At 58.3% G+C, this 17,888-nt stretch carries 17 protein-coding genes; 14 read left to right on the plus strand and 3 right to left on the minus strand.

Going from position 1 to position 17,888, the window contains the following annotated elements; genetic code table 11:
* Nucleotides 1-15 precede the first annotated feature (15 nt).
* The 7 genes from GR198_RS33285 (at nt 16) to GR198_RS33315 (ending at nt 6,438) form a co-directional block, all read left to right on the plus strand.
* Nucleotides 16-1,038 carry a LysR family transcriptional regulator gene (locus GR198_RS33285; RefSeq protein WP_164070361.1) on the plus strand — a complete coding sequence of 341 codons (1,023 nt, stop codon included), beginning with the start codon at nt 16-18 and terminating at the stop codon, nt 1,036-1,038.
* Between the two features lie 31 nt (nt 1,039-1,069).
* A complete protein-coding gene (locus GR198_RS33290) occupies nt 1,070-2,005 on the plus strand; it encodes a pirin family protein (protein ID WP_113543154.1) in 936 nt (311 codons plus the stop codon).
* Nucleotides 2,006-2,094: 89 nt separating this feature from the next.
* Nucleotides 2,095-3,345 (plus strand): DUF5996 family protein, encoded by a 1,251-nt coding sequence (locus GR198_RS33295; RefSeq protein ID WP_113543155.1) that lies wholly within the window; start codon nt 2,095-2,097, stop codon nt 3,343-3,345.
* Nucleotides 3,346-3,371: 26 nt separating this feature from the next.
* Nucleotides 3,372-3,935: a hypothetical protein gene (locus tag GR198_RS33300; protein ID WP_113543156.1), complete on the plus strand. Its 564-nt coding sequence runs from the start codon at nt 3,372-3,374 to the stop codon at nt 3,933-3,935.
* Nucleotides 3,936-3,979: 44 nt separating this feature from the next.
* Nucleotides 3,980-4,321, plus strand: a complete 342-nt coding sequence (locus tag GR198_RS33305; protein ID WP_113543165.1) for a hypothetical protein — start codon at nt 3,980-3,982, stop codon at nt 4,319-4,321.
* 107 nt (nt 4,322-4,428) lie between these two features.
* Complete coding sequence (locus GR198_RS33310; protein ID WP_113543157.1) at nt 4,429-5,193, plus strand: alpha/beta fold hydrolase; 765 nt, start codon at nt 4,429-4,431, stop codon at nt 5,191-5,193.
* Between the two features lie 234 nt (nt 5,194-5,427).
* Entirely contained in the window at nt 5,428-6,438 is a 1,011-nt protein-coding gene (locus tag GR198_RS33315) for an ankyrin repeat domain-containing protein (protein WP_113543158.1), read from the plus strand.
* Between the two features lie 104 nt (nt 6,439-6,542).
* Here GR198_RS33315 and GR198_RS33320 read toward each other — a convergent pair whose 3' ends face one another.
* Together GR198_RS33320 and GR198_RS33325 are read right to left on the minus strand one after the other, a co-directional pair.
* Nucleotides 6,543-7,904 carry an alginate export family protein gene (locus tag GR198_RS33320; protein ID WP_245494713.1) on the minus strand — a complete coding sequence of 454 codons (1,362 nt, stop codon included), beginning with the start codon at nt 7,902-7,904 and terminating at the stop codon, nt 6,543-6,545.
* 253 nt (nt 7,905-8,157) lie between these two features.
* Nucleotides 8,158-8,817: a hydrolase gene (locus GR198_RS33325; RefSeq protein WP_113543159.1), complete on the minus strand. Its 660-nt coding sequence runs from the start codon at nt 8,815-8,817 to the stop codon at nt 8,158-8,160.
* A gap of 146 nt (nt 8,818-8,963) precedes the next feature.
* Between GR198_RS33325 and GR198_RS33330 the strand changes: the two genes are divergently transcribed.
* From GR198_RS33330 to GR198_RS33360, 7 genes are all read left to right on the plus strand, one after another.
* On the plus strand, nt 8,964-9,875 hold the full coding sequence (locus GR198_RS33330) for a LysR family transcriptional regulator (protein ID WP_113543167.1): 912 nt from the start codon (nt 8,964-8,966) through the stop codon (nt 9,873-9,875).
* A 239-nt stretch (nt 9,876-10,114) separates the two neighbouring features.
* Nucleotides 10,115-10,789, plus strand: a complete 675-nt coding sequence (locus GR198_RS33335; RefSeq protein WP_164070362.1) for a response regulator — start codon at nt 10,115-10,117, stop codon at nt 10,787-10,789.
* Nucleotides 10,786-12,108: a sensor histidine kinase gene (locus GR198_RS33340; protein ID WP_164070363.1), complete on the plus strand. Its 1,323-nt coding sequence runs from the start codon at nt 10,786-10,788 to the stop codon at nt 12,106-12,108. The genes GR198_RS33335 and GR198_RS33340 overlap by 4 nt, the downstream gene beginning before the upstream one ends.
* Before the next feature lie 366 nt (nt 12,109-12,474).
* Complete coding sequence (locus GR198_RS36035; RefSeq protein ID WP_246711150.1) at nt 12,475-12,783, plus strand: CPBP family intramembrane glutamic endopeptidase; 309 nt, start codon at nt 12,475-12,477, stop codon at nt 12,781-12,783.
* A 185-nt stretch (nt 12,784-12,968) separates the two neighbouring features.
* Nucleotides 12,969-13,301, plus strand: a complete 333-nt coding sequence (locus GR198_RS33350) for a hypothetical protein (protein WP_113544330.1) — start codon at nt 12,969-12,971, stop codon at nt 13,299-13,301.
* Between the two features lie 475 nt (nt 13,302-13,776).
* On the plus strand, nt 13,777-13,980 hold the full coding sequence (locus GR198_RS36290) for a BA14K family protein (RefSeq protein WP_312861170.1): 204 nt from the start codon (nt 13,777-13,779) through the stop codon (nt 13,978-13,980).
* A gap of 415 nt (nt 13,981-14,395) precedes the next feature.
* Nucleotides 14,396-16,201 carry an amidohydrolase gene (locus tag GR198_RS33360; RefSeq protein ID WP_113544327.1) on the plus strand — a complete coding sequence of 602 codons (1,806 nt, stop codon included), beginning with the start codon at nt 14,396-14,398 and terminating at the stop codon, nt 16,199-16,201.
* Nucleotides 16,202-16,984: 783 nt separating this feature from the next.
* Here the strand turns inward: GR198_RS33360 and GR198_RS33365 are convergent.
* The gene (locus GR198_RS33365; RefSeq protein ID WP_113544326.1) at nt 16,985-17,884 is read right to left on the minus strand and encodes an AraC family transcriptional regulator; all 900 of its coding nucleotides are present in this window, start codon (nt 17,882-17,884) and stop codon (nt 16,985-16,987) included.
* Nucleotides 17,885-17,888: the final 4 nt, after the last annotated feature.

Here is a 17,888-nt window from a genome sequence, read left to right on the forward strand (position 1 = left end):
TACGGGGAACCCGAAATGGACATCGAAGATCTGCGGACCTTTGTCGAAGTCGCCGATTCCGGTGGTGTATCGCCCGCGGCGCGCCGGTTGGGGGTATCCAAGTCGATGGTCAGTCGGCGGCTTGCACGGCTTGAGATGGAGCTCGGCGTTCAACTTCTTGCGCGCACAACGCGCGGTGCGGGCCTGACCGAGGCGGGCGTTACGTTTCGCGATTTCGCGGCGAAGACCTGCACCGAAATAGACATTGCTCGCGAAACGATTTTGCCCGAAGGCGACCTTCGTGGGCGCTTGAGGGTTTCCGTTCCGCTGACATCGGGCCCAATGCACTTTGCCTCCGTGCTTGCAGAAATGGCGCGCCGTCACCCGCAGCTTCAAATCCATTCCGAATATAGCGACCACTGCGTCGATCTGGTTGCAGAAGGGTTCGACTGCGCAATCCGCGTCGGCGCGTTGCGTGATTCAAACGTGATCGCCAAGCGCGTGGGCGAGATTTATTTTAAGCTCGTCGCCAGCCCCGACTATATCAGGGTTCATGGCTCACCTAAATCGCCAGGCGAAATCGCGACCCACCAAGCCCTATTGGGTATCGAGGCCTGGCGGTTCCTGGAAGGCGACAAGATCATCACTGTGCAGCCACAGGGACGCTTCAGCTCCAACAATGGTGCGGCGATCGCCAAAGCCGCAGCGGAGGGGCTCGGCATTGCTTGGCTTCCGGACTGTGTCACCCAAACATATCTTGCCTCAGGCGCGCTCGTCCCGATCATGACGCGCTTTCCGCTGCCCGTCGGGGATGTTCATGTTGTGAGGCCATCCAGCCCCCATCCACCGCGCAAGGTGCGTATCCTTTCCGAATTTCTCATCGCATCTTTCGAAAAACTTCGCGGGGCGTCGGGTGCGGAAAACCGATCACCCAACCTTGATCACTCGCCCACATCTTTCAACAGTTCGTCGGGTGCGGAACTCCGCCTGGCGATAAATAACTCCGTTTCAGATGATGCCGTCAGAGAACTGCAGCAACCAATTCACTCCGCGATGTAAATCGCCAACCAGATAAGAAAGGTGTCCGCACATGAGCTGGAACCCCGCAATCGAACCAGGCTGCCCGGACGAGGTTGGCATCGACGCGATCGAGACCCTCATCATTCCCCGCGCTCGCGACCTCGGCGGCTTTGAGGTCCGGCGCGCCCTGCCAGCCCCGAAGCGACAGATGGTGGGACCATTCATCTTTTTCGATCAGGCAGGACCGGCCGAACTCCTAACAGGCCAGGGCATCGACGTCCGTCCTCACCCTCATATCGGGCTTGGCACGGTCACATACCTCTATCGCGGCGACTTTCACCACCGCGACAGCACCGGAGCCGACCAGATCATCCGTCCTGGTGCGTTGAACTGGATGGTCGCGGGCCGCGGTGTTTCCCATTCGGAGCGAACATCCGCCACCGCCCGAACCGGGCCGAACAGCCTCTTCGGGATCCAGACCTGGCTCGCCTTGCCGGAAGAGAACGAGGACATGGCGCCAACGTTCAACCACTACGGTGAGGATTTACTACCGGTGATCGAGGATCACGGGGTGTCGGTTCGGCTCATTCTCGGCAACGCCTACGGCAAGACCGCTCCCGCAATCATGTTTTCTGAGACATTCTATGCCGATGTCACGCTGGAGGCAGGAGCTCGCCTGCCGATGCCAGACAATCACGAAGACAGAGGCATCTATATCGTCGAAGGCTCGATCTCGATCGCTGGTCAGGAGTTTGAGGCACAGCAGATGATGGTCTTCCGCCCCGGTGACAGGATCACGGTTGCAGCAGGACAGAAAGGCGCTCGCCTGATGATCTTAGGCGGGGCTACACTGTCTGGACCGCGCCACATCTGGTGGAACTTCGTCGCTTCGTCGAAAGAGCGAATTGAGGAAGCCAAGGCTGAATGGCAGTCGCAGAAATGGGGCGAAGGCCTGTTCGACCTGCCGATCGACGATCGCGACGAGCATATACCGCTTCCGGAATGACGACAGTAGCGCGATCGCCCTGGCGCGGTCGATCAAACCGAACCGCATTCACGACCTCGTCGTGTTTCGGCAGAAATGGAGTAAGTAAAATGAGCAATAAATGGCCCCGCCTCGACTACCTCAGCTGGCGCGAGACGTGTTCCGCCCTGCACCTTTATCTGCAGGTCGTCGGCAAATACCGGCTGGCTCATACACCGTGGCTCAACCATTCCTGGAACGCGACTTTCTACGTGACCCCTTCCGGTCTGACGTCCTCTCCAATTCCTGATGGCCCCGGCATCGAGATTGTGATCGACTTTCACGACCATGCCGTAGTGGGCACGAGCGGCGACGGACGCCGGGCTTCGTTTGCGCTGGGGGCGTCTACCGTCGCTGAGTTCCATGCCAATTTCACCCATCTGATCTCCGAACTCGGCGGCAATCCCGACTTCCATGGCCAGCCAAATGAAGTGGCGGACCCCGTGCCGTTCGATGAGGACCATCGGGAACGTTCGTATGACCGCGAGGCCGTCCAGAATTTTCATCAGGTCTTGATGGCGATAGACCGTGTATTCAAAGCGTTCCGGACATCCTTCATCGGGAAATCCAGTCCTGTACACCTTTTCTGGGGCAGCTTTGATTTAGCCGTCACACGGTTTTCGGGGCGGCAGGCGCCAATCCATCCAGGCGGCATACCAGCACTGCCGGACAACGTGGCGCAGGAGGCCTATGACCGCGAGGTATCTTCGGCGGGCTTTTGGCCGGGAGGTGGCGGCATCGATTATCCCGCATTCTATGCCTATGCCTATCCCGCACCGAGCGGTTTCAGGGCTGCGTCTGTTCGGCCTGATGCGGCATTCTGGCATGAGGGCCTGTCGGAGTTCATCCTTCCTTATGAGGCGGTCCAAGCTGCAGCCGATCCTGACGAAGCGCTACTGGCGTTTCTTGTGTCGACTTACGAAGCAGCCGCCGAACTTGGAAATTGGGATCGCGACCAGCTTGAGTGCACGCACGGGCAGCGGGGCAAAGTTCGGGAACTGAATGCGAAGGTTCCGGAGACGGCCGCTTCTTCGGTTAGCGAGGAAGTGGAACGGGAGGACGGGGCGTCGAAAGGGCGGTACCGGATCGTGGTAGAGGGCGTCGAGGCGGAGATGACCTACAGCCGAGCTGGCACACAACTCATCATCATCGATCACACCGACGTCCCCGCGGCCTTACGGGGGAGAAAAGTTGGTGAGCGGCTTGTGCGCCAGGCGGTCGAAGATGCCCGACGCGAGGGTGTTTTTATCATTCCCCTTTGCCCGTTTGCGAAAGCCCAGATTGAGCGACATCCTGAATGGCAGGATGTTCTTCGAAAGTGAGCAGAATATCCGCATTGGAGAATAGCATGCAGGAAGAAATCGACCCGATCCTGGAGGCAGATAAGATCCTGATGGCCGCTGTCGATGAAGCCATCGACAGCGCTGTTAGAAATGCTGGACCTGAACTTCAGCGATTTGGTTCACGCGTCTCACCCCGTGATTACTTCGCAGATGGCGTCCTGCGCCACCTGTTCTTTCGTTTGTGCGGAGCCGACCCGACAACAAACACGGGGGGTGATCCCGAAACGGCATGGAAGATTTTGTATGGAGGGCGCAGCGTCGCCCGTCATTGGGAAAGGGAACGCGGCAGTCCGGCGACGTTGCGGATAAAGAAAGACCGCCCGGAGGATATCGACAAGGACAGAACCGAACGACAGCAACTGGCACTCTCGGCACAGAACTTCGCGTTGACAACGGTTGTCCGAGCTTTGGTCGATCACGCGCGCACTTCGGATCCAGCAATCAAAGATCGCCTTGAAGCAGTCATCGACGCACGCCACGCGAGACTTGTGTCCGTATCCGATACCGACCGCGAGTTTACCGAGAGAGCAAAAACCTACCTGTCGCTCCTAACCAGTCGACCGGACTAGGCGCACCTGCGCAATCGGAGCCTCAAAAGTTTATGGAGTTCAACATGAACGAAACTTGCCCTGTTCTTACACCTTCTCAAAGAGAGATCGTCGACGTCATCAAGAATGCGGACGACGCACTGGCGACTGCGGTTTCTTTGGCTCTGGACGAAGCGGTTAAAAAAGCTGCCGAAAATATGAGAGCAATCGGCCAGGAGGAATCCGCGCCGGCGATGCAATATTTTGAGAGCGTCATTCATCAAAGAATGTACTGCCTGATGTGCGGTGCGGATCCGGACACACTCGAAGGCGGCAATCCCGACATCGCCTATCACGTCATCCGCAACAGTCAGAATATCGCCAGGCACTACTGGTCGGCGGATATAGAGCCCTACCCACCCAAGTAGGAGGCGGTAGCGCGAAAACCACCGGCGGGGAGGTGTTGAGCATCGATCAGCGCGCCGGCGTGATCTCCAAGATTTGGAGATTTCGTGGCACTTCTAGGAGATAAGCCATGGTATCAGACGCAGGTCTCACCGGCAAAAATCGTCAAATCGTAGACCGAGTGATTGACATCGGGAAAAACCAATTCCGCATACTGGAGCAAGGAGAAGGGCCAGCAGTTCTTTTCGCCCACGGCTTCCCGGACACGGCCGACACATGGCGGAGCCAGATGCACGCTCTTGCGGAGGAAGGTTACCGGGCTGTAGCGCTGGACATGCGCGGATTCGGGGCAAGCTTTTCACCTTCGGAGGTTGAACAATACACATCCCCCTACATTGTCGGCGATCTGGTCGGCGTGCTGGATGCGCTGGAGATTCCAAGTTGCACTCTCGTGGGACATGACTGGGGTGCAGATCATGCCCAGAAGGCAATGCTGATGCGGCCGGACCGGTTTAAAGCCCTTGTCAGTGTGAGCATTCCCTACGCGCCTAGGGGAGAGACAAGCCTCAACGACAGCTTGCGTGATCGAGGACTGGGTGATCGCTATTACGCACTGGCGTTTGACAATCCAGATACAAGTAAGCAGTTCCTGCCCGCGGGGAAGACTATCGCGAGCGTTCTGTATTGGCTTTCGGCGAGCCCGCCGCCGGAGCAGCGCTGGGACCCGATCGACCCTGCAAAGCATATGCTCCGCCCTGCCCCCGTAGCCGCTCCGGATTGGGCCGACCCCAACTATGTCCGCCGTACAATTGCTGCTTTTGAGCACTCAGGCTTCGAAACAGGTCTGAACTACTACCGCGCCGTTCCTCATACATTCGAACTCATGTCGGCGTAAAAAACGCCGTCATTCGACAGCCCAGTCTCTACGTCTGGGGTGCAGCGGACGGGCTGTGTCAATTCTTCCATTCAAGCAACCCCACAGTGCATGACATGCGCGCGAGTCAGCCCGGACTGGTGGATGTTGTCCGTCTCGAAGACACGGGTCATTGGGTACAACACGAGGCAGCAGATCGCCTGAATGCCGAACTGCTCGAGTTCCTTCGCACCCATGCTCCACGGGAGATCTGAATTGACCTTGCTTTCTGCAATACGCGCCGGCGATCTCGCCAAAGCTAGAGATCTCATCCTGTCAGGGGCAGATGTGAATGCACGCGACGCAGACGGATTTACGTCGCTGATGATCGTTGCCGGGTCGGGACAGCCGCAGATGGTGGAATTGCTGCTGAATGCAGCAGCGGATGTTTTGATCCTTGAGCCGCGCATGGGCGCGACAGCGCTTCACAAAGCCGCTCAATCCGGCAATCGTGAGATAATAAAGCGACTTCTGGACAACGGCGCTTTTGTTGATCAGCAGTCACCCGTATTGGGGAATACAGCATTGATGGATGCCGTCTTACACAAGCAGGAAGATGGTGTAAGGACGTTGCTCTCCTATGGCGCCAAGACTTCAATCCGAAACCACTGGGACCAAACGGCTCTTGACCTCGCCGAGAATGATGGCCTCGATTCAATCGCGCGGCTGATCCGTGATAAAGTCAGCGCCAATGAAGCAAAAGTCCTGCGATCTGATCTGGTACTTGCCGCAAAAACGGGTGACGTCGGAGAAGTGAAACGGTTAATTGCGGCCGGCGTCGACGTCAATCAACGGATGCCAATCACCGGGACGCACGACGACGACTATACTCCAGTGGGGATCGCCGCGCGAGAAGGGCATGCCGAAATTGTGGCCCTTCTCAGGGATGCAGGTGCAGACGTTCGGCAGGTCGTCGGCCTGATGAAAGGTACACCTTTCCATGAAGCGGCTTATTTCGGGCATGCAGATGTGATCAATGTACTTTCCCAAACCGGAAGCGAAACGGCAGAGCAGCCGGACGTGGATGCACAGGGACCGTATAATGGTCTAACCGCACTCCATGACGCTGCGTGGCACGGTCACCTTGACGCTGTGAGATCGTTGATCAAGGCTGGCGCGCGACTCGATCTTCTGGGTCACGCAGGCCTCACGCCCAGAGCACTGGCGCTCCAGTACGGATATAACGATATCGCATCGTTGCTCGTTGAACGGAATGAGAGCACCTGAACTCATAGTCGGTTTCCGCCAGCGGACATGACCTTGACCACGCCCGGCTTTTGGCACCGAATAACCGCGTTCATCGTGGCGACCGAAGCAACGGTTTCCATCTGCTACCAGGCGACTTTCAGTTCCGCTCGGAAGTAGTTGCTGTCACGGCCTCCGGCGTTGCGAAGCGTCGAACCGACCTGGTAATGAACCGCTTCTACCGAGCCGGTAAGATTTTGATTGAACCTATAGTCGGCCCTCAACTGAGCGTAGGCGCCCGTCCACGGATCTCCTCCGCCTGCGGTCCCGGCAACCGGGATGCTCGGCAAGGTATAAACGGCGTCGTCCGTCGTCTGGCGCCACAGCAGACCGACCCCGGCCAGTAAGGTCAGGTCCTCGATCGGCTGAACGGTGATCGATGGCTTGAGGTGGATGAGGTTGGCGTATCCGGTATGCCCGCCAAGCGAGAAATAGAATCCGTTTGGAAACAGCGGATTGAAGGTGCCAAGCGTGCTATCATCCGCATTCCGGTCACCTGAAGCCATGTCGAACTGCAGACCGATCCTGGGCGACCAAGTGACTCCCTCAAAGGTATACCCCGTCCTCGCCCCGAACGCCCAAGCCTGAATATCGGCCGAACCCACCTGTCCGACCTGGCCCATCGCTTCCGCGTCCCAGTCGAAGCCGGCATACGTCCCGGCCAACCGGAAATCGAGCACATGCCTTTCCTCGTCTCCCGATGCGGTTAAGAAACTGGCGTCCTTGCGTTGGTAGAGCGCGTAATAGGCGGAAGCCTCTGTCGACGGGGACAGTTGTCGCTCGATCCTGCCGCCACTGAACCGCAGATCGCTGCTTGACTGATCATCGAAAGGATCGTCATCCCGATACTGGACAGGCTGACTGACAAGACCATAGAAGCGCCATGTCTCCGTTTCCCACCCGGCCCACACCGCATCGAACGACTGGCGGACATTCGGCCCGTCACGCGTCGACACGAAACGCTCTAGGTCGAACGCGAAGTCTTGCCGGCCGATCCTCGCACTGAACGTTCCCGCGTCAGTCTCCTGCGTATACCCCATGAATGCGAGCCGAAGGTCAAATCTGTTTGCATCGTTGGGGCCGACTGCCGTCTTGTCGATGGCGCGCACATCTTCAAACTGCGTAAACAATTGCCAGTTTTCATTCAGGTGAACGTCGATATGAAACTGCGCGCGCTGCAATCCGTAAGCATCGCTTGGGTTTGTCGCCACCGTTCCGAACGCCGGCGCATAGCTGGTTTCAAAGATTTCTCGCAGGTTGAACCCTAACGAAATATAGCTGTCGGGATTGGAGGAAAATAACGGGATGTATTTGAGGCGATCCAGCGGTTGCGTCCGTAGTTCTGCATCCGCGAAAGGCGACCAGTCCTCCTTCGAGCGGTCGGGTTTCATCACGGGCCGCTCCGCCGCATTTGCATCGTCGTTGGCGAGGGCAAGCCCGTGCTCCATATGAGAGAGGATGATGAGAGCCAACGATAAAACAAGTCTCCTTGCCCAGTGCGTGAAGCCAGTGAGGTTCAACTGTGGCCTCCTGCATCGGTCGCCGGCGGCCTGCCATTGAGTGCCTAGATTTGAGTCGATCGATCCTGCGAGGTTCATTTCGGTTGTTCGATGCGGCATGTTTTGAAGAGACGACGAGGAAAGACGGATCGTCCGCGTTGTTCCGGTGCCTCCATCGGCTTCCTCGTCGTCGCGGCCATCACTAAAGACCCGCTGGGGCGTTCGTCACCGGTGTATTAAGCAACTGCTGTTCCCACATGTAGGCGATGCCGCTGCCAGCCATGTGCGATATCAGTACCTCGGTCAGTTCCTCGACATGCTCGGTACGAGCCCAGTCCCGCTGCCATTCGCTTGCCAAGGCCATCCACGTCATCATATTGACGCCGGCTGCGATCATGCGCTGTATGGCGACCTGGTGAGACTCAACGGAGCTTCCGCCCGATGCGTCGGTGATGACGGTCACGTCCCAGCCTTCGCCAGCGGCCTGAATTGCGGGCATCGCAACACAGACTTCCGTCCAGAGGCCTGCGATGATCAGTTGCTTACGCCCGGTCGCCTTGACGAGGTCCACCACCGTCTTGTCTTCCCATGTGTTGATCCAGGTCCGGTCGATCACTTCCTGCCCCGGGAAGACATCAGTGATCTGCTTGAAAAGCTTACCGCCGCGATCAGCGATTACACTGGTGAGGATGGTCGGAACATTGAAAGCTTTTGCCACCTTGGCCAGCGCAGTCGTGTTGTTGACGACAGCCTGAGGGTCGTGACTATTAACGTTGGTCAGCTGATAGGGCTGATGATCGATGAGGACGAGAACAGAATCTTCGGGACGAAGGAGAGAATCTAGGCCGTTACGAAAGGTCATGGAATACATCCTATATTGGTGGTTCGTTGAGGGATGTTGCAAGGATGCCCTCGTCGGAGAGTCATCTGCGAGGAACCTGTCATTCTCTTCTCCAGCCCGGTAGTCCCTGGCCGTGTGAAGCTGTGTTGCAAGAGGAGGAACGCGAAGTGGAAATAGAGGATCTGAGGATATTCGTTGAGGTCGCCGATGCGGGCGGAGTCTCTTCAGCAGCGCTGCGACTGGGTATTTCCAAATCCATGGTCAGCCGGAGGATCACGCAGCTCGAAGCGGGACTTGGTGCACAGTTACTTGCGAGGACGACCCGTGGTGTAGCGTTGACAGAAGCGGGGGCCACATTCAGGGAGTATGCGGCCCGGATTTCTGCCGAACTGGATGCGGCGCGGGAAACGATCCTGCCAGCCGGTGAGCTTCGAGGCCGCATGCGCGTAGCCGCACCACTATCATTTGGCCCGACGCATTTTGCTCCTGTCCTCGCCCAGATGGCGCGCCGATACCCACAACTACATATCACTTCGTCCTATACTGATCGCTTCGTAGATCTCGTCGGAGAAGGTTTCGATTGCGGAATTCGGGTAGGCTATCTGCAAGATTCGAACCTCGTCGCAAGACGTGTCGGACCGCTCTATGGCAGATTCGTTGCGAGTCCTGCCTACATCGAGGCTCACGGCGCTCCCGAACGACCGGAAGATATTGTGACCCACCAGATCGTAATGCGGGAAGCCGAAACGTGGCAATTGATGGATGGCGAAAAAGTTGTCACGGTGCGTCCCCAGGGACGCTTTGTAGCCGACAACGCGGTATCGCTTATGGCGGCTGCTCTGGAGGGGCTCGGGGTGGCCCGTCTGCCGGAACCGCTCGTCGCGGGTCATATTTCCTCGGGCGCACTGGTGCCCGTCATGTCGGGTTATCCGATCCCGCCGGCCGGCATCTTTGTTGTAAGGCCACCTGGCCAGTATCCCTCTCGAAAAGTGAGGGTCCTCACTGATATGCTCATCGAATGTTTTGGAAACCCGCCCATTGGTGACGGCGCGGCAAGGTTGGACAAAGAAGAAGAATGATTGGCGCAAGGGTAGCGTTCACCTTTTGAAATCGATCGGATCGCTTCCACTGCTTGCGTCGGAGCGGAATTCTCGTCGTCAGCTGCCTCGTCGGTTGGCAGCACCAATCCTCTCATCCAGAAACGCCTGAGGCCGGTCATGCCGAGTACGAAGAGCCCGACAGAACCGTCGCTCGTGTGTGTGTTGTCTCGAAGCGTGCTTCGGGCGCTACTCCACCCTGTGAACCGGGAACATGCAATATGAGGATTCTTCTGGTTGAGGATGAGACGGAATTCGCCAAGGCAATGCGCGGCGCGCTGGAGCGCGATCGTTTCGTCGTCGATTGGGCGGATAATCTCGAGCTCGCCAGTGAAGCGTCGCGCTCCGGGGTGCACGAACTCGTCCTGCTCGATCGCACACTGCCGGACGGCGACGGCCTCAGCCTCATACCCCAGCTGCGGGCAGACAATCCGGGCGTGCCGATCATCGTCTTGAGCGCCCGGGGGGAGCTCGCCGACCGAGTAGCCGGGCTCGACAATGGCGCCGACGATTACCTAGTGAAGCCTTTCGACCTGGAGGAAATGCTTGCTCGCATCCGGGCCGTGCAGCGCCGCCCGAACGAACTTGCACCGGACGAGATCGTCGTCGGTGACCTCGTGTTCGACGTGGCTTTTGGCGAAGCACGGGTTCATGGAACTCAGCTGATCCTGCAAAGGCGTGAAGTAGCAGTGCTCACCGCACTGATGCGGCGGCGCGGGCGCGTTGTCCCGCGCGAGACGCTTGAGGAAGCAGTGTACGGCTTCGACGACGCTATCCAGTCGAACACACTCGATTCCCATATCTCACGCCTGCGTCGAAAATTCAGCGATGCTGGCGCCGGCGTCGAGATTCATACGGTCAGAGGGGTGGGTTATTTGCTCAGGGCTAAGGATTGAAGCGCCGTCAGCCATCATTGAAGACGCGCCTTGTCACCAGGCAGCTGATCCTCCAGTTTCTGACGGTCGCGGCCGCCGCCATCGGATTCATCATCTTTTTCGTCAATTCGGCTGTTGACGGGATGTATGTCGAGGAGGCCGTCGTAAAAGTCGCCGCAAACTCGATCGTCCGAGATGCTGCCGGTGCCCCAAGAGTGGAAGTGACGCCCGAGCTGGCGAAACTTCGCGAGGAATCGCCGGATCTCTGGTTCGCGGCCCGGCTTGGCGACGGCAACGTGGTTGCCTTCGGCCAGGTGCCGGCGGAGTACGCTCCGCTCGTTCCCCACCTCGACAAACTGTCTTCGGCAGACATGCGCGGGCAGCGCGCGCCATTTACCCTTTCCGCCTTGGTTCGACAGGAATCCGGCCCCGCAGGCGAAATGAAGATTATTGCGCATGGTCGGGTCCAACCTTTCACGGTGCTCATCACCATTGCATCCAATATCGTAGCCACTACCATTTTCCTCGCCCTGGCTCTCGTCTCCATCGTCGCGACGCCCATGATCGTCAAGCGCGCTTTAGCCGGTGTCATAAAGACTGCGGAGGAAGCGAAGCGGATCGACGCCGGGAGTCGCGGCATCCGCCTTTCGGAAGACAAGGTTCCACGTGAGATCGGCCCGCTCGTCCGCGGCGTCAATGAAGCCCTCGACCGCCTCGATGAAAGTTATAATCGTCAGCACCGCTTCATTGCTTCGGCTGCCCACGAGCTGCGAACGCCGATCGCTATATTGAGAATGAAGATTGACGCTGCGACCGACAAGGGCCTGCGATCGCTCTTGCCAGACGTATCACGGCTTGCCACCCTGTCCGAGCAACTGCTCGATCTTCACCGCTTGGACAATGGCGCGCCGAGTGACCGGATCGACCTCGTTGCGATCGCCCGGCTTGTCGCTGCGGACCTGGCGCCGGTGCTGATCGCATCAGGCAAGGCGGTTGAGGTGATCGTTGAGAAACCCCGAATGATCATGGGCAATAGCGGCTCGATAGAACGCGCGCTCATAAATCTCATCCAGAACGCTGTCGAGCATGGCGGAGACGAGGTGATCGTGCGGGTCAACGGCCCCTCCGTGGCAGTGGAGGATAACGGGCTGGGCATACCGGGAGACCACCACGAGCGGGTGCTTGAACCCTTTCATCGGCTGCGGCCGCGCTCTTCCGGTGCTGGCCTGGGTCTCAACCTCGTCAAACAGGTCGTGGATCATCATGGCGGCCGCATCACGATTGCGGATGGCCCCAGCGGCGGCGCGATTGTACGACTAGAGTTTCCTGCGGTGTCGTAGCCGAGAGAGCCAATGTTGGCGCAATATTTCCCTGTGAAAATGCATTTTTGGATGGAGAGGGCAGGACATGCCTTCCTCATGTAAGCGGTCCTACCGCTCGGTGAGTTGCGACCACGGAGGGCCCTTTGCTCACCTGAGGTTCAGCATGATCACAAATGACAGATGGCGACGACCCGGCTGGTTAGAAACCCTGACCGGACTTATTGCATATAGAATGCTTATTTTTCTATTCGCCCTGCTGATGGGACTTCTGCCAAGCAATGATGCTGTGGTCTTGGGAGTTGTCGGCTCGACGGCACATATCTGGCCTGGTTCGGCGCCAATGATCCTCAAGGGATCCTCCATGCCGCCGCACGCGGCGGGCTGATGCCGTTTCTGTTGTCCTTTCTGGGCGGCGCCATTTTTACACCTTTCGGCGAGGAAATTCTGTTCAGAGGCGTCGTTGCAAACGCGCTCAACCGTTATGGCGTGTTCGCTGGCGTCGTTCTCAGCTCAATCATATTCGGCCTCGTACACAGCGTGAGCGTCATCCTGCCCGTCGCGATCATGGTCGGTGTTCTTTGCGGGATACTCTTCCGTGCAACAAGATCGGTCTGGCCCTGCGTCATCCTACACTGCGTCTATAACGCGATGAACAGCATCGCGTCGGCAGTCGGCTTCGCACCGATGCAGTAATTGCGCGCGCCGCGACGTCTGCGAACCGCAACCGGGCTTCTCAGTGAGCACTTTTCGGCCTCAAACAATGTTGCCGCAATGTTTGCCTGCTTTTTGGGGCCATGGGCGCGCTTCGGGGTACCGCTCCACCTTCCGCGTGTCGCCGAAGAAACGTCCAACGCTCATTTCTTAAGGATATCACCAGCATGCTGCAGCACCATTCCGTCAAACACCGTCGCTCCTGCGTAACCGCCCTCTCCATGGCCCTCCTTGGCATCGCCTTGTCGGGATGTGTGTCGGCGGAAGAACGGCAGTACAGGGACGCGAATACCTGCCAGAGCTTTGGGGCACCCTACGGGTCTCGCGCTTATACGAACTGCATGCTGGAACAACAGGCGCGGCGCGACAACGCGCAGCGGGAGTCGCTCGAGCAGACCCGACTGACGCAGGAGATCGCACGCAACGCGCAGGATATGGCCGACCGCGCGCGTTGGGAGCGCTGCAGGCGAGATCCTGGCCGGCGTGAGTGCCGCCGATAAAGTCAGTATCGGCAATATCGGCGGACAGATCCGCCGGTATTACCTGTATCGCTTATCTCAACAATCCTGACCTCGGTCCGCAAGGACCTCCATCGAAATCTGACTCCTGGCCTATCGCATCAATACGGGATGGGAGGACCACCCTAACCGGTAGTCTTAGCTCATTTGAGCAGGGACGGCGAAAGACAAAGTTCATCACGTGGAGATGGATATGAAGAAACTGGCAGTCGTGCTGCTCTTAATGACGACTTTATTCCATGGCCCGCACCCAGCCCAGGCGTTCCCGACTTCGGGTATATCTCAACCTCAGAAGTCTCCGCTCACCGAAAACGTGCAGTGGGACAGCGATCGTCGTTGGCGCCCAGAGGGCTAACGATGGCGCGGCTATTTTCGGCGTCATCACCAGTATCGCGACCATGATCGTGGGGTGTGGCGTTATCACCACCGACGCCATCGTCATTCAGGCGCAGCGGCTGTGATTGGCGGCCTTGCGGCTGGTGCCATTATCGGCGGCGCTTTAACCGGGTCGCAGCAGCCTCGGAATGATGAACCACGCAATTACGCAGTTGGCAGCGGCCACGTCAGTTGGTGCTATCGTCGTTATCGGTCTTACCGCGCTTACGACAACACCCTCCAGCCTTCTGACGGCCCACGCCGCCAATGCCAATCGCCGTACTGATAGACCGCGATTTCGCCGGCTGCCCATATGCCACCTGGAGGGATCGGCGCCGGCACACTAGAGGATGCTGAGCTTAAAGCAGATACTCACCGATTTGTTCAGGGGCACTGGCGCGGATGAGATCCCCGCCTATCACCACGTTCGAGAAATACTTAAGCTAAAATATCCAAATAGCGTTCCTCTCCTTGCAACGTTGCGTCGCAAGACTGGTGACTACCAGGTTGCCAAAGAGAGTGACAGGTTCGCCGTGCGGACTTTTGAATGAGGGCGTCATCGCAACGCGCCCCAAAATCGGCCATGCCAGAGATTTCCTCTGACTTCTCTGAACGGGGTCGAGCCACTCCGTCCGCACACGAATCCAGAAGGCGCTGCTTTGGCTCGCCACAATCGCTGAAATAGCCGTTTGGGGGTAAAAATGATCAGAAAAATACTCATCGCGTTAACGACAATCTCTACTTTCTCTGCGGTTCAAGCGCAAACGGCGCAGGAACAGGTCGGCGCCGATCTGATCGTTGTCAATGCGAAGATATTCACCGGCATGCGCGGGCAGACCGAAGCGTCTGCTCTGGCAGTCAAGAATGGCCGCATCTATTCCGTCGGCTCCGATGAATACATTCTCGGTCTGAAGAACTCCGGGACCAAGGTGATCGATGCCCACAGCCGAAGGCTCATCCCCGGCATCATCGATGCTCACATACACGTGCTCAACGACCTGGCCTATAACTACAATATACGATGGGAGGGCGTGCCGACCTTACGCGAGGCCTTGACGATGCTGAGCGAGCAGGCCGCACGCACGCCGGAAGGGCAATGGGTCAAGGTAATCGGCGGTTGGTCGCCCTACCAGTTCGAGGAGAACCGCTTTCCCACATTGGACGAACTGCAAAATGCGGTGCCCGATCGCCCGTTGATCGTCCAGTATGCCTATAATCAGGCGTTCTTGAACAAGCGGGCGATGGACGCACTCGGCGTGGGCACGGACCGTTTCCCGAAGGTGCCAGACACCGAATTCGAAATGGACAGCAACGGCAAACCCACCGGTGTGATCTTCGGCTATACGTGGCTGTTTCTTGCGTTAGAGATGGGGGTGCCGCAGCCAACGTTGGACGAACAGGTGAGTTCGTTGATTAACAGCATTCACGGTCTGAACCGGTTCGGCGTGACTTCGGTCATCGACAACGGCGGCAGGTGGCCATACCCGGAGGCCCAGGAGCGGGTTAGCGTGCTGGCACGCGACAATCGCCTCAATATACGGATGCCCTTCGTGGACTTGCAGCTCGGCAACGGCGGGCCGGTCAACATGGTGGATCTGCATATCGAGGCCGTTACCAAAACGGCGCCGATAGGTGTCGGGCAAAACCTTCACCCCACCCTGGAACATGGGCATGAATATCGGGGAGCGGGCGAGGTCCTGAGCGGGGAAGTCCACGATCACGAGAACTTCGATCGTCCTGCGGTCATCATCGAGCCGGAGAAGATGAAGCACTTCGTCGAGCAGGATGTCAGGAAGCTGGTCGAGCGACGCATCCCGTTCCGCATGCACATCAGCTACAATGAGAACATCACCCCCTTTCTCGTCGCTCTGGAGAAGGTGAACGAAACGGCTCCGCTCGACGGTCTGAAATGGAGCCTCGAACATGCCGAGACCATCACTCCGGAGAACATCGCTCGGGTGAAAAAGCTGGGCGGCGGAATTGCCCTGGACGCCAAGATGGCGCTGCACGCGGATGGTTTTATCAAGACATATGGTCGCGAGAAGGCGTTGCAGACCCCGCGCCTGCGCAAGCTCGTGGACAGTGGCATTCCGCTGGCCATGACAACCGATGCCTTCCGGGCAGCGACATACAATCCGTGGGTCGCTTTAAGCTGGATGGTATCCGGAAAGTCCGTGTCCGGCTCCGAGGTCCTCGCAAGCGACAATCGCCTTTCCCGCGCCGAGGCTCTGAAACTGTTCACCACTGGCGCAGCGTGGTTCATGAACACGGAATCCGAGATGGGCCTGATCGCCCCCGGCAATCTCGCGGATTTCTCTGTTCTCGACAGGGATTACTTTTCCGTGCCGGAGGATCAGATCAAATCCATTTCCTCCGTTCTGACCGTCATGGACGGCAGGGTCGTGTTCGGAGCGCAGGACTATAGCGGCCTGTCGCCACAACTTCCCGCAATCCTTCCGGATTGGTCGCCGGTCAAATATTTTGGCGGCTACTACGGGGAGAAGTAAAACCGGCGGACAGACTGCTCCTTTCTCGCCAGCGGCGGTCCTCACGTCGTAAGACGATTCGCCGCCGGCGGTAGCTTTTTCGATCCCTTCTAAAGCAAACACCGAGCGCGACCCGAAGCCCAACAACACCCACTTGGACCCGACAGGTCTGCCAAGTTTTGAAATTCAGCAGGCAAAACCTTAGATGCCGCTTCGGCTCAATCTGACATCGAAGAGGTGTTGCTGAACTATGAGACAGCTAAACGCATCGAACACCGACAAAGTGATGGCTTTATCGCGCCTAGCTGCTCGCCAGCTCGGCGGCAGGATATTGCATCTGGTTTGGAATCCGTGATCTGACGCGAGGGGGGAAGCCGTAGCGCGTTGCTCACTGCCGAAGGTCTCGGTGGATGTGACGGATGAAGCGCTGGTTTAGCGCAGCCGCTGGTCGGGTGGAGGGCGAGGACGGAAAAGCTTAACGTCCCGATCAACAATGCCGGTATTGCTGGCCAGGAAACGACCAATCCCAGCTATCGATCGATCGATCGTTGACATTCGCACCGTCTACGAGACGAATGTCAACGGCCCGATCCAGGCTTCACCGCCACCGACTTCCGCGGCCATTCCGGTTATCGCGCCGTCGAACAGGCCGCGAAGAGTGTCATCTTTCTCTCAACCCATCGACAAAGATAGGCCCGACCGGCGATTTCTTTTTCGACGAGGAGACCGTTCCCTGGTAATCAGCATGCGCGTGAAGAAGGATCGCAGAGCCACCAGAGGTACACCTCCTCCCCGCTCATGAACTCACCCAGTAACAGCTTGCCGGGAATATGCCCCGGGAGGCTTGCCAACATGGCGAGTAAACGCGACGCTGAATGCGCTCGCCGAGCCGTAGCCGACGCGCTGTGCAATCTCGGCCGTCGCCACGTCCTTGCGGAGAAGTTCCTTCGCAAGTGCCATGCGCCAACCGGTTGCGTACTCCATCGGAGCAACGCCAACCTCACGGCGGAAACGATCGAAGAACGTCGATCGCGACATTGCCGCGTCCTGCGCCAAGGCTTCGACCGTCATACTGCGTCCCGGATCGGCGTGAATTCGGCGCAAGGTCGGTGCCAGCAGCGGATCAGCCATGCCGCGCAAAAGGCCGGGCGGGGCTGCGGCACTACCCGTCGAACGAAGCGCCTCAATGAGCAGCACCTCCAACAAGCGGCGCAGTACCATGTCGCGTGCCGTTCGATCGGCTCTGGTCTCATCGTTGATCATCCGAACGAGAAGCATCAGGCGCTCCTCGCCACTGATATGGATGACCTCGGGCAACAGCGAGAGGAGGAGTGTCTTGTCGTCCGAGCCGAATGCACAATGGCCGACCATCGCCACGACCTCAGCCGGAGCGCTTGAGTCGCCGAGCAGGAACACACCTGGACTTGTCTCTAGACGCTGGGCAAGCGCTCCGCGCGGCGGCGGCTCCAGGCTGCTCATCGTGAACGAGAAAATCTCCGGAACGAGCACGAAGTCGCCCGCGGTCAGCACTATCGGCTCGCGACCGGTGATCGTCATCAGACACTGTCCTTCGACCACGGCGCAATAAAAGGGACTTCCAAGCTCCTTTCGCTCCACGAGCCACTGCCCCCCGCCGGTCACCAGCTTGGAGATCGACGGGCTTGGCTTGAGCAAAGAGACAATTTCGGCTACTGGATCAGTCACATTC

The organism is Rhizobium leguminosarum, assembly GCF_010668065.1.
Lineage (GTDB): Bacteria > Pseudomonadota > Alphaproteobacteria > Rhizobiales > Rhizobiaceae > Rhizobium > Rhizobium leguminosarum_S.

Coding starts and splice junctions, on each gene's coding strand:
- GR198_RS33285 (WP_164070361.1), top strand. CDS start 16: ATGGACATCGAAGATCTGCGGACCTTTGTCGAAGTCGCCGATTCCGGT.
- GR198_RS33290 (WP_113543154.1), top strand. CDS start 1,070: ATGAGCTGGAACCCCGCAATCGAACCAGGCTGCCCGGACGAGGTTGGC.
- GR198_RS33295 (WP_113543155.1), top strand. CDS start 2,095: ATGAGCAATAAATGGCCCCGCCTCGACTACCTCAGCTGGCGCGAGACG.
- GR198_RS33300 (WP_113543156.1), top strand. CDS start 3,372: ATGCAGGAAGAAATCGACCCGATCCTGGAGGCAGATAAGATCCTGATG.
- GR198_RS33305 (WP_113543165.1), top strand. CDS start 3,980: ATGAACGAAACTTGCCCTGTTCTTACACCTTCTCAAAGAGAGATCGTC.
- GR198_RS33310 (WP_113543157.1), top strand. CDS start 4,429: ATGGTATCAGACGCAGGTCTCACCGGCAAAAATCGTCAAATCGTAGAC.
- GR198_RS33320 (WP_245494713.1), bottom strand. CDS start 7,904: ATGGAGCACGGGCTTGCCCTCGCCAACGACGATGCAAATGCGGCGGAG.
- GR198_RS33325 (WP_113543159.1), bottom strand. CDS start 8,817: ATGACCTTTCGTAACGGCCTAGATTCTCTCCTTCGTCCCGAAGATTCT.
- GR198_RS33335 (WP_164070362.1), top strand. CDS start 10,115: ATGAGGATTCTTCTGGTTGAGGATGAGACGGAATTCGCCAAGGCAATG.
- GR198_RS36035 (WP_246711150.1), top strand. CDS start 12,475: ATGCCGTTTCTGTTGTCCTTTCTGGGCGGCGCCATTTTTACACCTTTC.
- GR198_RS33350 (WP_113544330.1), top strand. CDS start 12,969: ATGCTGCAGCACCATTCCGTCAAACACCGTCGCTCCTGCGTAACCGCC.
- GR198_RS33360 (WP_113544327.1), top strand. CDS start 14,396: ATGATCAGAAAAATACTCATCGCGTTAACGACAATCTCTACTTTCTCT.